Annotated in this window: 2 protein-coding genes; both read right to left on the reverse strand. The window is 55.0% G+C overall.

What is annotated here, in order from left to right:
* Positions 1–10: 10 nt before the first annotated feature.
* Positions 11–7,786: an amino acid adenylation domain-containing protein gene (locus tag V4U84_RS19720; RefSeq protein WP_334075371.1), complete on the reverse strand. Its 7,776-nt coding sequence runs from the start codon at positions 7,784–7,786 to the stop codon at positions 11–13.
* 76 nt (positions 7,787–7,862) lie between these two features.
* Positions 7,863–23,681 carry an amino acid adenylation domain-containing protein gene (locus V4U84_RS19725; protein ID WP_334075370.1) on the reverse strand — a complete coding sequence of 5,273 codons (15,819 nt, stop codon included), beginning with the start codon at positions 23,679–23,681 and terminating at the stop codon, positions 7,863–7,865.

Raw genomic sequence — 23,681 nt, forward strand, 5'->3', positions numbered from 1 at the left:
TGAATTCAGTTTATTGTTTATAAAAATCCATAATCGCTTCCAGCTCTTCGATGGACAAATCGCTTCCGCCCACGTCCGAAGGCGTCAGCTCTCGCGATTCCTTCTCCATGCAATGCTTGATGATTTCCGTCAACTGGGTCTTGAACAATTCTCCGAAGACGCGAATGTCCGCTTCCGAATATTCCGTCAGGTTATACTCGATCGACAGGATCAGGCGGCCGTCTTCCACAAGCCCAGTAATGTTCAGGGCGATTTCCCGTTCGGCCTCCGGGCTGACCGTTTGTCCGTAAGACAGGTCGGACGCCCGGAACAGTTCCGTGTTGACGTCGTTGTCGAATTGCCCTAGGTAATTGAATTTGATTTCGGGCTCCAGCCTGAACTGCAGATCACTAAGGGTTTGACCCCCGGCCAGGTATTTCAGGATTCCGTGCCCGATGCCTTTGTTCGGGATCCGCCGGATCTCCTCTTTGACCGATTTAATATGGTAGGATACATCCGCTGAGCTTGGAATGTTCAAGACGACGGGATAAACGGAAGTAAACCACCCGACCGTCCTGCTGATATTTACATTTTTCAAAATCTCTTCCCTACCGTGCCCCTCCAGACAGATAAGGACGTCCTCCTCCCCGGTCCACAACGATACGGCCCTTCCGAGGGAGGCAAGCAGAAGGTCGTTGATTTCGGTGTTGTAGATATTGTGGACTTTGCCGAGCAGTTCCTCCGTCTCGGATTGGGATAGCCGGAAGGAATAGATCATGTTATCCGCGACCTTGGCCGTCTGTCCCGTGTAGGGGGACGACTTCGGCAGCGCTTTTATGCTCGCGGATTCGATCCGCTTCCAGTAATGCCGTTCTTGTTGCATCGCCTCACTGTTCGCAAACTCCGTCAGCCGTTTCGCCCAGGTCTGGTACGAGTCCGTTTTGGCCGGAAGCGCGACCGGCTCGCCGCGGAGAGCTTGATGATAGGCCAGCGTCAAATCCTCGAACAAAATACGCCAGGAAATGCCGTCGATCACCAAATGGTGGATGATGACGGCCAAATGGTCGCCCAAGCCGGTCTTGAACAAGCCCACTTTGACCAGCGGCCCCCGCTCCAGATCTATACTGCCGTGAAGCCGGTCCAATTGACGGGAGATTTCCAGCCTGCCCTCTTCCCCTTCCGGCACGGCTGCTACGAACAGATCGAACCAGGAACGCGGATCCTCTCCGTCTGCCCCTTCGTTGTATTGCTTCCATCCTCCGTCATCCCGCCGATATACCATTCTTAAGGTATCGTGATGACGGACCAGCCCGCGGAAGGCCTCCGCAAGGATCTCTGTGTCGAACCCGTCCTCCTTAAAGAGAACAACGGCCTGGTTCCAATGATTCGCCGGCGTGAACCCGGATGCGAAGAACCATTTTTGAATCGGAGTCAATTCAACGAATCCCTCGACGGGCCCTTGATCAATCTCACGATAATCGGCTTCCACATACTTGGACAGCTTCCGGATTACCGGATTCTGAAACAGGTCCTTCATTTTCAGCGTATAACCTCGACTGCTCAGTTTGGAGGATATTTGAATGGACCGGATGGAGTCTCCCCCAAGTTCGAAGAAATTGTGGTCGATGCCGACATGATGGACGCCTAGAACTTCCTCCCAAACCGAAACCAGCATGCGCTCCACTTCATCGCGCGGTGCGGCGTAATCGTCCGCCGAAGCGTTGTCCCGTTTGGGAGCCGGCAGCGCGGCCCGGTCAACCTTGCCGCTGGCCAGCAGCGGCATCCGCTCCAGGGTGATGAAATAAGCAGGAATCATGTAGCCGGGCAGCGCGGCCGCCAATTCTTCCTTCAGCTTATGGATGAAGCCTTCCTCTTGAACGCCCAAGGAAGGATTGGGCACCAAATAAGCGCACAAATATTTGCTCCCGGTTTCATCTTCCCTGGCCAAGACGACCGTTTGCTGGATGAAAGGGGATTGCTGAATACAAACTTCGATTTCCTCCAGCTCAATACGGAAGCCCCGGATTTTCACCTGAAAATCTTTACGCCCGGCAAACTCCAGATTGCCGTCGGGAAGCCAGCGTCCCAAATCACCGGTTCTATACAGTCGCAGTGACTCCCCTGTTCCCCTTCTAAAGGGATCTTCCATGAACGATTGGCCCGTTCTTTCCGGATCATGAATGTAACCGCGGCCGACCCCGGCTCCGGATACGCAGATTTCCCCGTACACGCCTACCGGACATAGGTTCATATGCTCGTCGACCACATACAGATTCAAATTCGCCAGCGGTTTGCCGATAGAAACGTTGTCCACTCCCTCGGGAAGTTCCCGGATTACGCGCTGGCTGATATCATCGGCCGCCTCTGCGGGTCCGTAAGCATTCACAACGGGAATCTCGGGATATAAGGCAAGCCATCTTCGGGCCAGGTCCGGCTTGATCGCTTCCCCCGTAATCATCAAGTAACGGAGGGTTTGCAATTTCGCTCCGGTGTGCTCCAGCACATCCAGCATGACCGCCAGATAGGAAGGGACCACTTCCAGAAGCGTCACCCGGTCCGCCATAATCCCTTCTATAAACCGCTCGACCTCCAATACCGATTCATGCGGGTAAATGGCGGTCGTTCCGCCCAAAGCCAAGGCTCCGAAGCATTGCCAGACCGAAATATCAAAACAGATATTCGCATTTTGGGCGAAGACCAGGCGACGGTCCAACCCCAGCTCATCCGCTTCCGCAAGGACGTGGTTCAAAAGCCCCTTGTGCTCGATCATTACGCCTTTCGGCCTTCCGGTTGATCCGGAGGTGAACAGGATATAGGCCAGGCTGTCCGGATCATGAGCATGGTCCATATTTCCCGGAATTTCCCGCATCAGTTCATCCATCACTTGGTCAAGGCACAGGATGTCCCCTTCATACAGGTCTCCCAGACCATCCTGCAGAAATTCTGAACGAGTAATGAGCACCCGAGCCCCCGAATCCTCCAGGATACCGGCTTTCCGCTTCACCCCATACTCGATGTCTATCGGCACATAGGCCCCGCCCGCCTTCCAAATCCCCAGCACGCTCTGGATAAAATCGGGGGAACGCTCCAGCATGACCGCGACAACTGTATCAGCCGGTATTTCTCCTAAATTTCTTTGCAAATAGCGGCCGATCCGATTCGCTCGGGCATTCAGTTCCCCATAAGTCCATACGTTCCCGCCGTATTTCACGGCCGGTTCTTCCGGCTGCTCCAAGGCAAACCGCTCAAAACGGCGGGGCAACGTCAAGTTGAAATCGTAATCCGCGGCTTTCCCCCGGCCCAGTTCGATCAGCTTCTCCCGCTCATTCTCACCGAGCCATTCGATCGCGGCCAACGGGCGATCCGGGGAAATAACCAGGTTATGCAGGATTTCTACGTAGTGCCGGCCGATTTGCGCAGCGGTCGGGCTCTTAAAAAGATCGGTATTATATTGCAAATCAAAATGAATTTCCGCCTCGTCCGCATACACATCCAGCATGAGATCGAACTTGGAGATCTCATGCTTCAATGCGTACGGGGTGAGGAGCAATTCGCCGAGCTGAACTTGCGGCTTCTCCCGGTCCGTTAAATTGAACATCGTATCAAAGAGCGGGTTGCGGCTCGTGTTCCGGTCGACATCGAGCAGCTCGACCAACCGTTCGAACGGCAAATCCTGATGATCGATCGCCGATAAAGTATGGTCCCGGACCTCCTGCACAATCTGGCGGAACGTCTTCTGCCGTTCCGGAAAACCGCGCAGCGCCACCGTATTGATAAACATCCCCAACATGTCCTGGACATCGCGGTGTTGGCGTCCGGCGACCGGCGATCCGACTACGATATCCTCCTGCCCGGTATATTTCGACAGGAGTACATAATAAGCGGCCAGCATGACGGCAAACAAAGTGGAGCCTGTTTCTCGGGACAGCTCCCGAAGCGCCACGGAAAGTTCGGATTGCAGCGAAAACGGCAAGGTTTTGCCGTTAAAGCTTTGCATAGCCGGCCTTCTGTAATCCAAGGGCAAGTTCAGCATGGGAAGTTCCCCGCGGAAGCGCTCCAGCCAATACGCCTCATGTGCCTTCATCTCTTCGCCCGACAGCCGTCCGTTCAACCAGGCCGCATAATCCTTGTACTGAATCTCCAGCGGCGGCAGCCGGTCACCCCGATACAACTGTTCCAGTTCACGCAGCATCAGGTCCCCGGACAGGCCGTCGGAAATAATATGATGCATGTCGATGAACAGCACATTCTCCTCTTGTCCGGTTTGCAGCAGGCGAATTCGCAGCAACGGAGCTTCCTCTAAGTCAAAGGGAAGGATGAAGGAGGAGATTTGCCGCTGAACTTCCTCCCTTGCCGCGCCAAGCATCTCCACAGTCTCCACCCGGCAGTGCGCCCGGGGATGAATCGTTTGTACAAGTTCACCGTCCACCACGTGAAATGACGTGCGGAAAACCTCGTGCCGCTCCACCATTTGGTCGACAATCCGCTGCAGCTGCGCCGTGTTCACTTCCCCAGCAACGCGATAGGCGAATGGCATATTGTAGGCGGTTGAGCCCGATTCCTCCAGCGTGTTCAACACATACATTCTTCTTTGCGCAGGGCTGACCGGATAATGGATACTGGCGGGAACCGGAAGAATGGACGAGGCATGGCTCTTTCCGTCGCTTAAGTCCCCAATTCGTTCAGCCAGAAGCGCCACGGTCGGGAACCGGAACACGTCCTTCACTTTCACGTCCACGCCAAGCTCCCCGTGTATTCTCGACGCGATCACCGTCGCTTTCAAGGAATGGCCGCCCAATTCAAAGAAGTTATCGTGCGTACCGACGCGTCCGGCGCCAAGAACTTCCGACCAAATGGAAACCAAGGTCTCTTCCGTCTCGTTACGGGCCGGTACAAAGCCTTCATCGGACCGGAGATCAACCGGATCGGGCAGATGACTGCGGTTGATTTTTCCGTTGGCATTGTGTGGCATCTCTTCCAGTTGGACAAAGACCGCGGGCACCATATATTCCGGTAAACAGCCATGTAAATAATCCTTCAATCCGGACACCGGAAGGGCGTTGTCCGCAGTATAGTAGGCGCACAAATATTTTTCACCTTCACCGGATTCCTTTACAAGAACGGCAGCTTCCCGGATCTGTGCGTACTCGCTCATCCGGTGTTCGATTTCGCCCAATTCGATGCGGAAGCCTCTGATTTTGACCTGCTGGTCTTTCCGGCCGACAAACTCGAGATTTCCGTCCGGAAGCCATCGGCCCAAATCTCCGGTTTTGTACAAACGCACTCCAGATTCCGGAGCGAACGGATCCTCCATAAAGACTTGTCCCGTCCGTTCCGGATCGTTCAAATAGCCCCTTCCGACCGCGATGCCGGCCACGCAGATTTCCCCCACGATCCCGACAGGGCACAGCCTCATCCGGTTATTTACGATATAGATCCGGATATTGGGCAGCGGCTTGCCTACCGGAATGTACCCGCTATTCTCCGGTGTCCGATCCATCACGTATTGGCAGATGTCATCGGATGCTTCCGCGGGTCCGTAAGCGTTGACCATCCTGACTTCCGGGCAAAGCTCAAACCAGCGGGCAACCAGGGCCGGCGTCGCCGCCTCACCGGTAATCATCAGATGCCGCAAATGCTCGAAGCGGAGTGCCCGCTCCTCCACGATGTCCAGCAAAATCCCCAAATAAGAGGGGACCACTTCGAGCAGAGTTACGCGATCCCGACTCACTTGGTGAATAAATGAACCGGGGTCCAGGATCAGCTCGTCCGGATAAATCGCCGTTGTTCCCCCCAGTACCAAAGCGCCGAACAACTGCCATACCGAAATGTCGAAGCAGTGATTTGCCGTCTGGGCAAAGATAAGTTGATCGGTTAAGCCGAGATCGTCCGCCTCCGCCCAAATATGATTGAGCATGCCCAAATGCTCGATCATGACGCCTTTCGGTCTCCCCGTCGATCCCGAGGTAAAAAGCGTATATGCCAGGTCGGTCATGGCCACCGGCAGGTCAAGATCGCTCTCCGCTTCCTGATCCGCCGGGCGGACCAGGCGGTCCATCTCGACAAGCCGGCCCGGATACAGGTGACGCAAGCCTTCATCCGCATAGTCCGATAGCGTCACGAGGAGTTTGGCTTCCGAGTCGGCGACAATTCCGGCCTTTCGCCCCTCGGGGTAAGAAACGTCAACCGGGATGTATGCGGCTCCGAGTTTCCATATCGCCAAAATACTCTCAACCATCAACGGCGAGCGTTCCAGCATAACGGCCGCAAAATCGCCGCGCCCCAGGCCGCGCTCCCTAAAAAGGCGCGCCAAGCGATTCGCATTCCGGTTCAACCGGTCGTACGTCATAGCCTCCTCTCTATAGAGCAGGGCGATTTTATCGGGATGACGCCGAGCATTTTCTTCGAATAACCGGTGGGCGGGCTTGTCCAGCCTGAACGCTTTGTCCGTGCGGTTAAAGTCGTCAAGGATCGTCTCTTTTTCCTGGTCCGTAATGATATCGATGTCCTGAACCAAAATCCGCTCATTCTCCAAGACGGTATCCACAATCCGCCTCAAATGGCCTTCCATGCTCCGCAGCAAACTTTCCTCATAGACGAAACCGTTATACGTAAACAGCACTTCGAGTTCCCGTTCGGGAAACACCGTGACATCCAGATCATAATTGGTATGCTCCGACATTTCGCTATCGGTCACGGAAAGAGCTTTCTCCCCGCCGCCGTTCGTTGTTTCCAGCGGATAATTTTCAAAAACGAGAATGTGGTTGATCAGATGATGCTTAAGCATGGTTTTCGCTTGAATATCCGCCAGGGAAACATAGCTGTAGCGGTTCGCCTCCAGGATCGAATCATGCACGTGACGAAGCAGTTCCTGAAAGGAGGTGCCCGCTTCGCTCTTGACCCGCAAAGGAAGCGTGTTGATGAACAAGCCTACCATGCTTTCGATTCCCGGTAGTTCAGGTGGCCTTCCCGAGACGACCGAGCCGAATACCACATCTTCGGAATGGTTGTAATGATGCAGCATAATGCCCCAGATGGTGTGAAATACCGTACTCAATGTAACTTGGTTGTTTACGGCCAGCCTCTGGAGAAGCCGGGTCGTGTTCTCATCCCATTTAAAATGATATTTTCGATGATCGAACCCATCTTTCGCCTCGCCTCCAACGGAGGGAACCCGGGCCTGCAGTTCATAATCCTCCAGATAGTTGCCCCAATACCGCAACGCCTCTTCCTGGTCCTGCTCACTCAGCCACATGATATAGTCGCTGTACGGATAAGCGAGGTCCAACTGAAGCGGAAGACCGGCCGCCAGCGCCTCATAAATCCGGAACAAATCTTGAGCCAGGATCCCCATACACCAACCATCCATAATAATGTGGTGAAATCTCCAGACGACCTTATGGACTTCTTCGTCCATTTTAAAAACAGCCATCCGCAGCAGCGGTCCGGTTTCCAAATCGAATTTCCGCTTCCGGTCTTGGTCTTGATAAGCTTCCACTCGTCGGGACCGTTCGTCTTGGGGATATCCGGTTACGTCCATGTAGTCGATTTGCGGATCACGCTGGTTCAGCACGATTTGCAAGGGCTGTTCCACTTCCGTAAATATAAATACCGTTCGCAACGCATCATAGCGTTCGACCAGTTTCGCGAAACTGCGTTTCAGCGTTTCGGGGCATAGCTCCCCTTTGAGCGTGAACGAAACCTGCTCAAAGTACGCTTCGGAATCCGGTTCCAGCAAGGAGTGGAACAAAATCCCCTCTTGAGTCGGCGAAAGCGGGTAGATCTTATCGATTTCATGATCGCTCAAATTCACACACTCCCCATTTATTTCGCTGCCGGATCATTTCAATCAGGAATCCGGCAGCTTCCGCAATCAGGCGGGACTACAGCTTCTTTCTCAGCTTTTGGGAAATCGTATCCAGTTGTTTTTGCGTAAGTTTTTTGTACTGATAGTCCGTCGGTGTCGCTTCCTTCACTTCTTTACGGCAGCAATGACGGATGATTTCGGTCAGATGGTCCCTGTACCGGCCGGCCAGCCATTCCATCGTTTCCATGCGGTATTGATGCTTGTTGTAATTCATGTCCATCGTGAATCGCTTGCCCGATACCATGGCGTTGAATTCCAGCTTATAGGCCTTCTCGATTTGCGCGCCGACCTCAGGTCCCGCCGATAAATCGGACAATTCGAACAAATCCGTCCGGGCGACATCATGGTCAAACTGCCCCAGGTAATTGAAGATGACCTCCGGTTTCAGCCGGAATTTCAGGGGAAGCTCCACATTCGTTTTTTTGACCGTTAAATACTTCATGATCTCATAGCCCAGTCCTTTGCCCGGGACTCGCCGCAAATCATCCTTGGTTCCTTTGATCAGCCCCGCCAAATCCGTCGTGTTCGCCGAACCGAGCGCGAACGGGAAGATCGAGGTAAACCAACCTACCGTTCTCGATACATTCAACCCCTTAACGACGTCTCCCCTGCCATGACCTTCCAATTGGATCAGGACGGAGCCGGCTCCCGCCCATTCCTGCAGCGTCCGGCTCAGAGCGGCCAGCAGGAGATCGTTGATCTCCGTGCTGTAGGCATGGTGGGCATCCGTTAACAGGCTTCGTGTTAAATCGGGTTCCAACGTCCATTGCAATTTGGCATGATCCCCGGCCAGGTTTAATGAGATGGCGCTGTCGACGGGTAATTCAATCACGGGCGTCCGCTCGATAACGTTCCAATATCCGGCTTCTTTCAGCAATCCGGGGCTCACGGCATACTCCGCGAGCTGCTCCGACCAGCCCTTGAAGGAATCGGTTTTGTCCGGAAGCCGAACCGGGATCCGCTCAAGCAGTTGTTTATAGACCGTTGAGAAATCTTCCAGGATGAACCGCCAGGACACCCCGTCAACCACCAGATGATGAATAATGATCAATAAATAGTCTCCGGCTGCCGTGCGGTAAACGGCCAACTGGATGAGCGGGCCCCTCTCGATATGCAATTTCGTCTGCAGCTCGGCCGATTGCCGCTCGATTTCGGCCCGTTCATCGGCAGCTTCCGTTACATCGATCACTTGCAAGTTATAAAGCCCTTGACCCTCAAGTCCCTCGTTCACTTGCACGACCCCTTGTTCCTCCGGCAGGTATTTCATCCGCAGCGCATCATGATGCTCCACCAGGCGGTCGAAGGCTTGCGAGACGGTGACCGGATCAAACCCTTCGCGCCGATAGAGCAGCACGGAATGATTGTAATGGTGGACATGTTCCCATCGCTGTTCAAACAGCCGGCTTTGAATCGGAGTAAGCCCGACTTCCCCCGTCACCGGTTCCTGAGCGGTTTTGCGGGCCAGAGGCTGCACGTACCTGCTCAATTCCCGGATCGTCGGATATTTGAATAAATCCCTCATTTCCATTTTCAGCCCATGTGACATCAATCTGGAGGATACCTGCAAGGCCTTGATGGAGTCCCCGCCGCTTTCAAAAAAGTGATGGCTCGTCCCGATTCCCTTAACGCCCAGGATTTCTTCCCACACCCTGACCAGGATTTCCTCGACTTCATTCGCCGGGGCCGATTCCGAACCGGATGGCTCCAGTTCAATCACAGGTTCGGGCAGGACCTTAAGGTTCACCTTTCCGTTCTCGTTCAAAGGCATGTGATCGAGAAAGACGTAAGCGGAAGGCACCATGTAGGCGGGCAGCCTGGAGGCCAAATAGTTCCGTATCTCCGCCGCTGTCAAAGGTTCGGACGTAACCGCGTAGGCACACAAAAACTTGGTGCCGTCCTCGCCCTCCTTGACGGTAACCGCAGCTTCCCGGATACCCGGATGTCCCGCCAACTGAGCTTCGATTTCGGCCAATTCGACCCGGTAGCCGCGGATTTTCAATTGGTGATCGATTCTCCCGATAAATTCGATATCCCCGCCCGGCAGCCGTTTAGCCCGATCCCCCGTTTTATAAAGCCGCCGCTCGGGGTTGAACGGTTGGGGGACGAACTTCTCCCCGGTAAGCTCCGGCTTGTCCAAATAACCGCGGCCCAGTCCGCGGCCGGCGACCGCAAGCTCTCCCGGCACCCCGTCCGGAAGTAAATTGCCGTAGGCGTCCAGGATATAAGCTTCCGCATGAAAGATCGGCTTGCCGATGACCGGCTGCCGTGAAAATGCCGGGAAACCGTCCAAATCCAGCGGATGCGCAATACACCCGATCGTCGCTTCCGTAGGACCGTAATGATTCAAGAACCGGGCATGCGGGTATCGCTCGAAATACCGCTCTACATCGTGAATCTTGATCTTCTCCCCGCCGAGTACGATGAGTTTCAGCGACTCCAGGGTTCCCACCGTGTCGAAGCGTTCATGGTTCACCAGCAGATGAAATAATGATGGCGTCGCCTTGATATAGGTGATCCGATGCAGCGATATATAGTCCAGTACATACCGCGGATCCACAATATCGTGGCGGTCTAGCAGGTGCAGCTCGCATCCGCCGACGAGCGCGGGATACAATGCGGTATAGCAGAGATCAAAGCCCGCCGAAGAAAGCAGCATTGTTCGGTCCTCCCGGCCGATCCCCCGGCTCGCGACAAACCACTGTACATAGTTCGTTAAATTCCGGTGTTCGATCATGACCCCTTTCGGCGTTCCGGTTGTCCCCGAGGTGTAGATAACATAAGCCAGATCGTCTCCACGGACAGGTGTGTTCAAATTAGGCTCCAGGCCTTCTGTCGTTTTAAGTTGATCCAAAAGAAAGAGCTGCTCCACGTTCTCCGATCCCGCTAAACTGTCGGCATACGTCAACAGGAATTGCGAACCGCTGTCCGCCAACATGAACCTGATCCGCTCCTGCGGAAATTCGGGATCTATCGGCATGTAGGCTCCCCCCGCTTTGAATACGGCCAGCAGGGCCGCAATCGTCTCGGGCCGGTTCTCCATCATGATTCCGGCTATGCCGCTTCCCTCCGCAAAGCCGCTTTCCAGCATCATTTTCGCCAGCCGGTTCGCTTTCGCGTTGAGCTCGGAGAAACTCCATCTCTCCTCCCCATAGACCAGAGCGATGTGATTCGGCATTTGCTGCGCCTGCGCTTCAAACCACTCGACGACCGTGGCGTATCCAGGTTGAAGTTCCGGGGCTCCGCCTTCACTCTCCTGTCTGTGCGGGGCAGGCATTTGTTGTTCCGCCCTTTCCTCACCGGACAGCAGGGACAATCGGCACAATTCCAGATCCGGGCGGTCCGCAAACGTCCGCAGCACATGAACCAAAAGCCGGGCAAACCGCTGCATGGTATCGGCGGTAAATAAAGCCGTGCAATAGACAAATTCCAGGAAAATATCGTCCTCCGTTACCCGGGCCAGCAGGGAGATATCGAATTTGGTCGACTCCTGGCTCAGAGGATACGGCTTGACGGATAAACCCTCCACTTGAAAGTCGTCTTCTCCGGCATTTTGCATCGTCAACATCACGTCAAATAACGGGCTGCGGCTCAGGTCTCTCGGAACCGCCAACGCTTCCACCAAGCTCTCAAACGGATACTGCTGATGATCGTAAGCGTTGAGGCAAACCTCTTTGACTTCCTCCAAATAGGTACGGAAGCTCTTCTCCCCTTCCGGCCGGGTTCGCATCGCCAGCGTATTGACGAATACCCCCATCACCTTGCGCAGATCGGCATGCTCTCTCCCGGCGACCGCGGAGCCCACAATAATATCCTCCTGCCCCGCATACCTGGACAAAAGGACGCTGTAAGCGGCCAGCAAAATCATATACAGCGTCGTCCCCGTCTCATGGGCCAACAGCTTTAACTGAGCGCTTAGTTCCCCGCCGACCGCGGACTCCAACGCGGTTCCGTCCTGGCTTTGAAGCTGGGGCCGCGGGAAATCGGCCGGCAGGCTGAGCACCGGCAGTTCGCCGGCAAATTGCCCCAGCCAGTATTGCTTATGATCCTCGTATGCCCCCTTGGCCAACTGTTCATTATGCCACACGGCATAGTCTTTATATTGAATGCGAAGTTCCGGCAGCTCCCCTCCGCTGTAAAGCGTATTGAATTCCTCAATGAACACTTCGATGGAGGTGCCGTCCGAAATGATGTGGTGCATATCGATCAGCAAAACGTAATGATCCAAGTCTTTTTGTGCCAGCGTGGCCCGGAACAGCGGGGCCCGGCTTAAATCGAAAGGGGCCGTAAATTGCTTGGCGATCCGTTCCAACTCGGCCTCGTTCACCCATCCCGCATGTTCGATCTTAAACGGCGAATCGGGATGGATCATCTGCACCGGTTCCCCGTCGATCACTTGAAAGGAGGTGCGAAACGCCTCATGCCTTAGCATCAAGGCCCGAAAACTCGCTTCCATTTTCTCAAGATCCAGGTTCCCTACGATTTCAAAGGCCGCGGTCATGTTGTAAGAGGTGCCGCCCCCGTTCATCTGTTCCAGCATGAACAAGCGCTTTTGCGCCGCGGACAGGGGATAGCAGCTTTGCGCCGCCGCGACGGGAATTTCGGTAAAGTCGCTGCGCTCCGCTTGCCGAATCAGCCGGGCTAATCCCTGAACGGTGGCATATTGGAAAAAGCTTCTCACCGGGATGTCCGCGCCCATTTCCCGATTGATTCGGGCGATCATCACCGTCGCCTTCAGGGAATGGCCTCCGCGTTCAAAGAAGTTATCGTGGATGCCGATTCGGTCCAAGCCCAGTTCCTCCTGCCATATGCGAACCAGCTGCTCTTCGATCGCATTTTCGGGCGGCGCATAGGTTTCGTGCGAATGCGGGCCTGCTTCCGGTTCAGGCAAAGCCTTCTTGTCGATTTTTCCGTTCGGGGTCAAAGGCATGCGCTCCAGCGGGATAAAATAGGACGGCACCATGTACTCAGGCAGCGTCTTCAACAGGCTTTCTCGAATCGAGCCGAGCTCCGCTCCGGCCTGGGGCACGTAATAGGCGCATAAATAGGCATTGCCCGGTTCATCCTCTTTGGCGGCCACCACGGACTCTTTCACCGGCAATTGACGGATCATCGTCCTCTCGATTTCTTCCAGCTCGATCCGATACCCGCGAACTTTCACCTGGAAATCCGTTCTTCCGATGTATTCCAGGCTTCCGTCCTCCCTCCATTTCGCCAAATCTCCGGTACGATACATCTTGCGTCCTTCGGCGTGCGGATTATCGACGAATTTCTGTTCCGTCAAGTCTTCCCGGCGCCAGTAGCCCGCCGCCAAACCGTCCCCGCCGATGCATAATTCGCCGGGAACGCCGATCGGAACCAGACTATCGCTTTCATCGACGAGATAAATCTGCGTGTTGGCAATCGGTCCGCCGATATCCACCTGCTTTTTGGCTGTCACATCGCTGACGCAGGACCAGACCGTGGTTTCCGTCGGGCCGTACATATTGAAAATTTTTAAATGGGGGATCTCCTGGAGCCGGTGCAGCAAATAAACCGGAAGCGGTTCCCCGCCGAGCATGAGGTCGGTCGCATTTTGCAGAAATGCCATGTGCGGATCGCCGGCCAGCAGCATCTTTAACCGGGACGGGGTCATCTGCAGCATTTCCACGCGATGTTCCGCAATCAGGCGGTGGAGCGCTCCGGGATCCAGTTGGTCCGCCTCGTTCGCGATGACGACGGTGAGTCCCTTCGCTAAAGGAACCCAGGTTTCCAGCACAAAAATATCAAAGGAAATCGTCGTCAAGCCCAAAATGCTCTTCCCCGGGATAAAGGCGATTCTTTGGGCCATCGCCTCGATAAAGTTATGAACCGCCCGGTGCGAAATCATGACTCCCTTGGGATTGCCTGTGGAGCCGGAGGTATAAATGACATAAGCATGATGCCCTGCCCTGTGCATTCGCTCCAGGCCGCCGTTTTTGTGTTCCGTTTCCAGATACAGACTTTCATCCTGCACGAACAGCGTGGTTACGCGGCCATCCACCGGGTTGGCCAATCCCGGCTCGGTCAGCAACACTTCCGCTTCGCTGTCGTTGAGCATGTATTCAATCCGGTCCGCCGGATAATCGGGATCAATCGGCAGGTAGGCGGCTCCCGCTTTCAACACCGCTAACAAGGCGACGATCATATGGACCGAACGCGTAACCATGACACCCGCGATCGTTCCCGGCACGACTCCCTTTTTCCGAAGCGAAGACGCAAGCCGGTCCGATTTGTCGTCCAACTGACGATAGGTGTAAGACTCGCTATTCCAGACAACCGCAACCTCATCCGGGGTGCGTTCCGCCTGCTGCTTAAACAGCAGGTCGACCGTCAACTCCGGGTCGTAGGTCATTCGGGTTGCATTAAAGTCAACAAGCAGTTGCCGGCGCTCCTCCGCGGACAATAGGTCGATTTGAGATAAGCGCACGGCCGCGTGATCCGCCACGACGCTTAAAATGTTCACATAATGGGACAGCATCCGCTCCGCTTTTTCCCGCTTGAACAGCGCGGTGCTGTAATCCAGGTGCAGCGCGACGGACTTCTCGTTCCAGTCCTCGGCGCTCAGCGTGAGATCATAAGGTGACACTCCCGGATTGATCTCTTCCGGTATAAAGGTCACGCCCACCGCGGACATGTCCTCCATCTCCATATTCTGCAAAATGAACATGGTATCGAACAGCGGATTCCGGCTGGTGTCTCTCCGGATGTTCAGTTTGTCGACCAGCCATTCGAACGGGTAATCCTGATGGTCGAACGCACCGAGGCTGCTGCGCCGGACCTCTTCCAAAAAGGCGCGGAACGTTTTGTCTTTACCCGGGTAACTGCGAATGGCGACGGTATTGATAAACACGCCAATCAGCGGCTCGATGTCGGGATGATTGCGTCCGGAAACCGGGGTACCGACAATAAGGTCATCCTGCCCGGTATATTTGTGCAGCAGCACCTTATAAGCGGACAGCAAGACCATAAACAGCGTCGTTCCGGTCTCCGCCGCAAGACGGCGGAGCCGCTGCGTCAGGCCTTCGTCCAGGCGCAGACTTAAGCGCTCGCCTTCCATGCTCAACCGGCCGGGGCGCGGATAGTCCGTCGGCAAGTTTAAAAAAGGCAGCTCCCCTTCAAATTGATGAAGCCAGTACACTTCCTGCTCATTTATTCTTTGTTCGTCCGTCACGCGGTGCTGCCAAACGGAGAAATCGGTATATTGCACCTTTAACTCCGGCAGAACATGCCCTCGGTACAGTTCCGCCAGCTCCCGCAAGAATACGGCCATGGAATAACCGTCCGAAATCAAATGATGCAGATCCACAAACAAAACATGCTCCGTTTCGGACACTTTAACCAGCTCCGCTCGGAAAAGCGGGGCTTGGGTCAGGTCGAACGGCTTCATAAAAAGCCGGAACCGGTCTTCCAAAGTTTCCGTTGGAGACAGCTCCGCGTAAGGAACCTTCAGGGCAATCGGTTCGCCGATCCGTTGGACGACATCCCGGTTTTGAATTTCAAAGGTCGTTCTGAACACCTGATGCCTGCCGGCAATCTGCTCCAGCGCCTTCAAAATCCGCTCGCGGTCCAGCTTGCCCTGAAGCGTAATCCGGCCCGGAATATGATGGACCCATGTATGTTCATCAAGCTGCTCCAAAATATAAATGCGCTTCTGAGCGGCTGAACTTTCATAAGTATCCCGCTTCTCCTGCAGCGGAATCGGTTCGTACCCATCTTTCCATCCCCCGTCCAGCATACGCGCCAGTTGCCGAATCGTCGGTTGCTGGAACCAAGGTCCGATCGGAATTTGCATGCCGAACTCCTGATAAATTCGCGACAGCATCACGGTTGCTTTCAGGGAGTTTCCGCCCAGGGCGAAGAAATGGTCTTGCGCGCCGACCTGCTCGACCCCGAGGAGCTCGCTCCAAATCCGGGCAATGCCTGCTTCCGTTTCGTTTAGCGGCTCGGCATCCCGCGAAAATGCAGCCGGATCCGGCAGCCTGCCTACGTCAATGGCCCCATCTTCCAGCAGCGGAAACGACTCCAGCATAACTACATGGGAAGGGATCGCATATTCGGGTAGACGCTCCGTCATCTCGGCTCTTACTTGCGAAGCGTCCCTTCCCGGGGAGGGAGCGATGTAAGCCGCAAGTTCCGGCATATGTCGCCCGTCGACCGCCCGAACCAGCACCCGAGCCTCTTCCAGAGCGGGGAGCTGCCGCAGCTTATCCTCCAACTGCGACAGATTGACGCGATACCCTCGAATCTCTGCCGTGCGTTGGATCTCGCCGAAAATGTTCAAAGCTCCGGAAGGCGTGAACATCGCCAGCTGTCCGGAAGGTACTACGGCCCCCGCCTCTGGATCCGCAATGTGCAGTTCACCCGCAGCGCCTACGGGAAGCGGATAACCGAAGGAGTCAAGAATATGTACTCCATGCCGGTGACTTAGCTGCGAGACAAGCCGGGTCTGCTCCTCCGTCATCAGCGACAGCTGCGACACCTTCCGGGATGAATCCTGCGCCATGGTTAGCAGCAAATGACGGTAACCTTCCGCCCAAAGCTCCATCGCCCGGGGTTCGAACAAATCGGCGCTGTAATCGATATCCAATCTTAATTCCTGGTTAATCTCCGTCACGTTGAGAAACAGGTCATAGTGCAAATGCCGTACCGGATAAGGGATTATTTCGGTGTCCAATCCGCTGAAGTTCAGGCGGCGTACCGGACGGTCCATATTGAATAAGATATTGATCGCGGGCATATGCGCCCCGGGCATGCGTTCGACCAGACTTGCCAGAGAATAGCCTTGATGCCGGTCCAATCGCTGCATAGCCAGCTTTACGGCAAACATGTAATCGGCGACGGTTTCGCCGCCGTTGATTTCGGTATATACCGGAAGCAGATTCACGCAGTTTCCTACCAGATGGGTCTCCCCCATATGGGATTGACCCGCGGTCGGGATACCGACGACAAGTTGTCCTTGTCCGGCGAGCCGATGCAAAAACAAACCGTAAGCCGCGAGCATCGTGATGAACAGACTGTTTTTGCTGCGGATGCTTAGCGCTCTCAACTCTTTGGTGATATCGCGATCGAGTGTTAACGTTTGTCTGCCGGCGTTAAACGTCTTCTTCACGAGATGTCCGCTCGGCGACGGCAGTTGCAGGACGGGGACGGGCCGCTCGAACTGCGCGGTCCAGAACGCCGCGGTCTCATCGGCTTCCGGCTGCTTCAGCTTCCTTTCCTGCCACTGTAAGTATTCACGGAACTGGACAGGCTGAGGAAGCCGGGCCCTGCGTTTCTGGCAGATGGCCGAGTAGGCTTCTTCCAATTCGCCGGCAAACACCGCAATGGACCAACCGTCAACGGCAATGTGATGAAAAGTAAGTGCCAGGATCGATTCCTGTTCGGCCAGTTGGAGTATGGTAATTCTGAACAAAGGCTGCCCGACATGAAGGTCGAATGCACGAGAAGCATCCTCGGCCATCCAGCGGTCCAGCTCGTCCTTGCCCTCGGCGACGGAACGGCCGCGTAAATCCTGAACCTGAACCGGAACAAACGCTTGGGGCAGAATGACTTGGCATTCCCCGCTTGCATCGATGACGGTCCGTAAAGCTTCGTGGCGCTGAACCAGCAAATCTACCGCTTGCTGCAAGGCTTCCAGGTTCAGCGCCCCCTTCATATGGAGCAAAACGGATTCGTTCAAGGAAGCGGAGGCGGGTCCCCCGGAAACGGAGGACATCCACAGCTGCTTCTGTTCATTGGATAACCGGACGGTCTTCCTTCCGCCGTCATCGTCCGGCGGCAATGGACTTCCCGGCAAAAAACCACCCCGCTGCAGATCGCCGACGCTCTCTTTTACAATGCGGATGATCTCGTCGATGTCTTCCCGGGTGTGCGCGGTGGACAGGAAACAGTTCCGTCCTTCCCACACATACAGCCCTTTATGAATCAAATGATAGAAGAACAGTTCAATGTCGCCAAAAGATACAAACCGGAACAACGAACCGAAATTCACCATATAAATCGGTACGTTACCTGCTTTAAAGAAGGCGTTCAGCTCGCGGACGAGCCTCTCCGTCCTGCTGTTCAATTCCTCGTACAACGCGGAGCCTTGCGATTCCAAATAATCGATCGTCCTTAAGGCTACGCGCATCGTCAGCGGGTGGGTGCAGAACGTTCCGCCGACGAACGTTTTTTGGTCGGCTTTCCGCGGATAGGAATCGTCGCCGAAATTCCAGTTCCCGCCGTCAATCGGATCCATAAAATATTCTTTCCCGGCCACGATCCCGATCGGCAAGCCTCCCCCCACCACCTTGCCGTATACCGCCAGATCGGCCTGAACGCCGAACCAGGCCTGGGCGCCGCCCAGTCCAATACGGAAACCGGTAATGACTTCATCGAAGATCAGCGCCGTTCCCGACTGGGAGGTAATCTCCCTGAGCTGTTGCAAAAACCGGCCCGGCTGCAAATCCGGCCGTCGGCTCTGCACGGGCTCTACGAGCACGGCGGCCAATTCATGGGCATGGTTGCGAATCACGTCCAGGGATTCGGGCTTATTGTAGTTCAACATCATCACGTCTCGAACAAAATTCTCCTGGATACCTGGAGCCATCGGCAGCGCCGAAGCTTCGTCCGATTCCGGATCGGCCACGCCCAAAACTCCGTCGAATGTACCATGGTAGGACCCGGAGAAGATGACCACCTTCGAGCGTCCCGTAGCCGCTCTGGCCGTGCGCAGCGCCACCATGACGGCTTCCGTGCCGGAATTGTAGAAAGCTACGCGATCGACCCCCGTGATCCGGCTGATCCGCTCCGCCACATCCCCGGCCAGGTCCGACATCGGACCCAACGGTGGCAGCGTAGGGGACGAGCCCGCTTTCATTTCCGCCACGAGGAAATCCGGGTTATGGCCCAGTAGATTCACACCGAATCCCATGGTTAAATCAATGTATTCATTTCCGTCCACATCCCACATCCGGGACCCGGAGGAACGCTCGGCGATGATCGGATATATCGCCTCTTTCCAATAGGAGCGGAAACCCGAAACATTGCGGTTGTTGGCGTGCACATATCGCGTTCGCTGCGTATAGGCTTTGGACCCCTGCGTTCTCCTTGTATACGCCGAGAAAAAGCGGTCGAGATACTGCTTTTGCATCTCGGTAAACTCCCCGGCCTCTCCGATCATCATCGGCTGATAAGGGATGAACGGCTTCGGCTCCTGCGAATCTTTCTTCGCTTTCTCCGCTCTGTCACCCGGGGCCGTATTCTTCGGTCCGATCGGCACTATTTTTTCAGCGGCATCTGCCTTTCCCGGCTTCCTCCCCGGGACTACACTAAGCTTCTGCACAGCCCCTTGGGCCATGCTTTTCTTTCCCGCGCTTCCGCTCAGGAGCTCCAGTTGCTGTCCAAGAATATCGGCCACACTCCGCTGTTGAAGGCTCATCAGCTCGATCTGCCGCGCCAGAATGCGCTCCAATTCCGAGCCTTCCGCAGCGGGAACCGCCCACTCGCCGGCTTCCACGGAAATCCCCGCCGCGGCTTGGAACTGCTGTTCCTCCGCTTCCCGAAGCACGGTTTGCTCCTCCCGTACCGGTTCATCCTGAGGTTGAGGCTCCGTCCGAACCGCCGGCTGCGGATCTCCATTTTGGATAATATACGCGGTCAAACTTTGTACATTGGTAATGGAATCGAAAAACCGTTCGATCGCAATATCCAAATGGTAGACTTCCTCAATCTCCTTGCGAATCCGCACAAGCATGATAGAGTCCAGTCCCATTTCGAGGAAATGGGCGTGGTTATCAATCTCCGTCAATTCCAAACCCGAAGCGGCGCTTATCATCCGCTTGACTGCATGTTCCACATCGTCCGTCAAGCTCTTCGTTTCCGTCATCGTCATCGTCCACTCACCCTGATTCGTATTCGAGTACTTCTCCGCTGTCCGGAGCTTTGCGGGATCAATATCGATCCAGCAGCGTTTGCGTTCGAAAGGATATAACGGCAAGGGGACCCTCCGGGGGGCAAGCTCGACATAGAGCTTATCCCAGTCGATACGCGCTCCTTGAACATAAAGCTCGCACAAGCGTTCAAGCCGGAGTCTCCGGGCCTCCTCATCCCCCGAGTTGCTCTTGGATACGATGGCCGCCGCCTCATCACTGATTTGGGCCAGTTCCGTTTCCGTAATCTCACCGGGTTTCCGTTCCCGTCCCAAATCCGAAACGATCTTGTAGACGCCCCGGTAGACGCCTTCTTGTCCTGCGTCGGCCAAAAGGTTGGACAGTTTGCGGGACAATTGTTCCCGCGTTTGGCACACGAAAGCGATTCGATGCTCCAAATGGGCCCGTCCCGTCCCCGCCGTGTAGCAAATGTCGGCTAAGGTCTGATGCGGGTACAGATTCAAATGGCTCACATACCGTTGCAACAGCTCACGAAGGGAGCCTTCCGTTTTGGCCGATATAGCAAACACCTGGCCTTGCCCCTTCTCTTGAACCGGCGTTTCCAACACCGGATCGACATATTCCTCCATCACCACATGACAGTTCGTTCCGCTGAAACCAAATGAACTGACCCCGCATTTGAGCGGCAGTTTGGACTCGTCGAACGAGGCGAGCTCCGTATTAATGTAGAAAGGCGACTGTTCCAGACGAATATTTCTGTTCGGCTCTTTGAAATGAATCAACGGTGGATTTTGCCGATGCTTCAGCATGAGCGCCGATTTAATCAAACTGGCGATTCCGGCCGCTTCGAACGTATGGCCGATGTTGGCTTTTACAGAACCCAGCGCGACGAACTGTTTCTTGTCCGTATAACCGGCAAAAGCTTTCTCCAGCGCGGAAAATTCAACGGGATCGCCCAGTTTCGTCCCCGTTCCGTGAGCTTCTATAAACGCCAGGTCATTGGGTTCCAATTTCGCATCCCGCCATGCCGTCCGGATCACTTCCGTCTGCGAAACCGGGTTTGGCGCGGTAATCCCCACCGTCGTCCCGTCCTGATTCACGGCGCTGCCCTTAATCACCGCATAGATATGGTCTTTGTCCTCTATAGCCCGACTCAGCGGCTTTAACAATACCGAAGCGACTCCCTCGCTCACCCCTGTCCCGTCGGAAGCCGCGTCAAAGGTTCGGGTACAGCCGTCTTTCGATTCCATATCCAATCCTAAAGACAGAGGCAGCAGCGAAGTTCGGACGCCGCCGGCCAGCGCCATTTCGCATTCGCCGTGACGAATGGCGTGGCAGGCCATGTGAACAGCAACCAATGACGAAGAACAGGCTGTGTCGACGGTGACCGCCGGGCCTTTTAAATCGAGGAAATACGCGATACGGCTGGCCAAAACGGACGGCAGATTACCCACGATGTAATTGGAAATCCGGTCCGGCTCATTTTTGGAAATCAGACGTTCATAATCGTATCCCACTTTTGAAAAGCCGGCGTAGACTCCCACTTTCCTGCCGCGCAGCTTGTCGCCCGCATACCCCGCATCCTCCAGGGTCTGCCAAGCCTGCTGCGCAAACAACCGCTGATTCGGGTCCATCAGCTTGGCTTCATTGGGGGAAATTTTGAAGAAAGCATAGTCGAATTTATCGATCTCCTCCAAATAACCGCCGGGTCTAAAATCGGATTCCTGACGTTCCAGCCCGATGACCGACAAATAATCCTTGGCGTCTTCCCGCCGGGCGGCCTGAAGTTCGCCGATTTGCTGGCGGCCTTCGGTCAAATTCCCCCAATACTCCCGGAGTGTCGCCGAGCCCGGCAAATAGACGGACATGCCGATAATGGCGATATCCCTGTCATCGCGCCTGGATGTTCCGGCTCCCGTTGCTTCCGAAGTTTGAAGCAGCGTCTTTTCCGTCTTAAGGTATTTGGCCAAAGCGGCGATCGAAGGGTAGGCGAACAAATCGGCGACCGCCAGCTTGATTGCGAATTTCTGTTCGATCCGGTCGGCCATTTGCGCCAGATGCAGGGAGCCGGCTCCCATTTCAAAATAACTGTCGCGAATGCCGATCTCGTCTTTTCCGAGCACCTCACGGCATATTTGCTGAATATCCAACTCGATTTGCGTTTGCGTAAGCTCCGGATCGCGTGACCTCCGCAACTCCTCCGTCCGATCCGTTTGGTCCGCCTTGCGCGCCCGTGCCAACCCTTCCATTTCCCGGGATACCTCGATAAATTCGCCGTCTCTATACATTTGGGCAAGCTTATAGCGCTGCACCTTTCCGCTGGTCGTCTTCGGCATTCGCTTAATCGGCACGATATCCGCGATTTCCCAGCCTCCGCGTTCGTTCAAAAGCCGTTTCAGTTCAAGCGTGATGGGATAGAATTTATCCAGTTTTCTTTTGGAAACGACAAACAGTACGATTTCTTCCTTCTTCAGGTCCGTGTTATAGACCCCGCAGGCCGCTACCCGGCCGAGCTCCACGCCATCCACTTCCTCGGCGATCCGCTCCACATCGTGAGGATACACGTTTTGTCCATTGACGAAGATAATATCTTTCGCCCGCCCGGTAATGACCAGTTGACCGTTGCGGCGGAACCCCAAATCTCCCGTCCTTACCCAGCCGTCCGCCGTCAACAATTTTCCGGTCGCCTCCGGATTGTTGTAGTAGCCCCGGGTGACGTTGGGTCCGCTGATCTGGATGTGTCCTATCGTCCCCTCCGCAAGTTCCGCATCTTCCTCGCCGCAAATCCGGAATTGACAGTAGTCTATCGCGTAGCCGACCTCGACAAATGAGAGCGCATGGGCCGATTCCCGGTTCACTTCAACGACCCGGTTACCCGGGTTCAAGTGCCTCCGGTCCACATAGACGGTCACATATTCATCCTCCGCAGGGGGGATTGCGACGCCTACCGAGGCCTCTGCCAGTCCATACACGGTGCACATCGCCGTCCGCTTCAAACCGTAAGGACCCAGCGTCTCCAAAAAGGCGTGGCACAGATCGGTGGAAATCGGTTCCGCCCCGTTATATATAATGCGGACCCGGGATAAATCCCAGGAATCGACCTTTTCCGGTTTAAAGAACTGAAGGAAATACTTATAGCCGAAATTCGGCGAGGAGATGATGCTTACCCGGTGCTCGCTCGCCTTTTTGATCCACAACAGAGGTTGTCTTATAAAAAGGGACGTCGGAATGATAAATTGCTCCAAATTGGCGGTTAGCGGAGATATATGATTGCAAATCAGTCCCATATCATGCGTCAGAGGCATCCACTGCAAATAGGAGTCTTCCGCCGTTATTCTGGAACTGCTGAGTATGCCGCAAACGTTGTAAATCAAGTTTCGATGCGTGAGCATCACTCCTTTGGGATCGCCTGTCGAGCCCGAGGAAAATTGAATAAAGGCGATATCGTCGGGATGGGCGGTATGCAGTTTTGGGGCTTGTGCCCCGGCAAATACCTTCTCGTCATCAATAAGAGTTACTTTTCCTCGGATCTTATCGAACAGATGGCCCTGTCCGCTCTTCTCCGTAAAGGTCTCCAAATCCCGCAGAATTCTGGAATCCGACAGCAGATAAGGGTCGTTCAGCACCTCCCAAATGCGAAACACCTTACTCTTGTGCTCATCATTGTTCCCCGTACTGACGGGGACCGGGATCATGCCGCCAAGGATGCACGCCCAGAAAGCAGTGACAAACCGGCGGTTGTTCTCGATTTGAAACACGATCTCCTGACCCGGGATAACCCCCCGCTGCTGCAGGTATCCCAGGAATCGGCAGGACTCTTCATACAGCTCTTTATAGGAAAGACGATCCTCCTGATCCTCACCATCAATGAACGTAATTCCCCGACTATCGGATTTTCCTCTTTCTTTCATGACGTCGATCAGACTTGCAAATTGCTTTGTGTACAC

It is taken from the genome of Paenibacillus sanfengchensis, assembly GCF_036864765.1.
In the GTDB taxonomy this organism is placed as follows: Bacteria; Bacillota; Bacilli; order Paenibacillales; family Paenibacillaceae; genus Fontibacillus; species Fontibacillus sanfengchensis.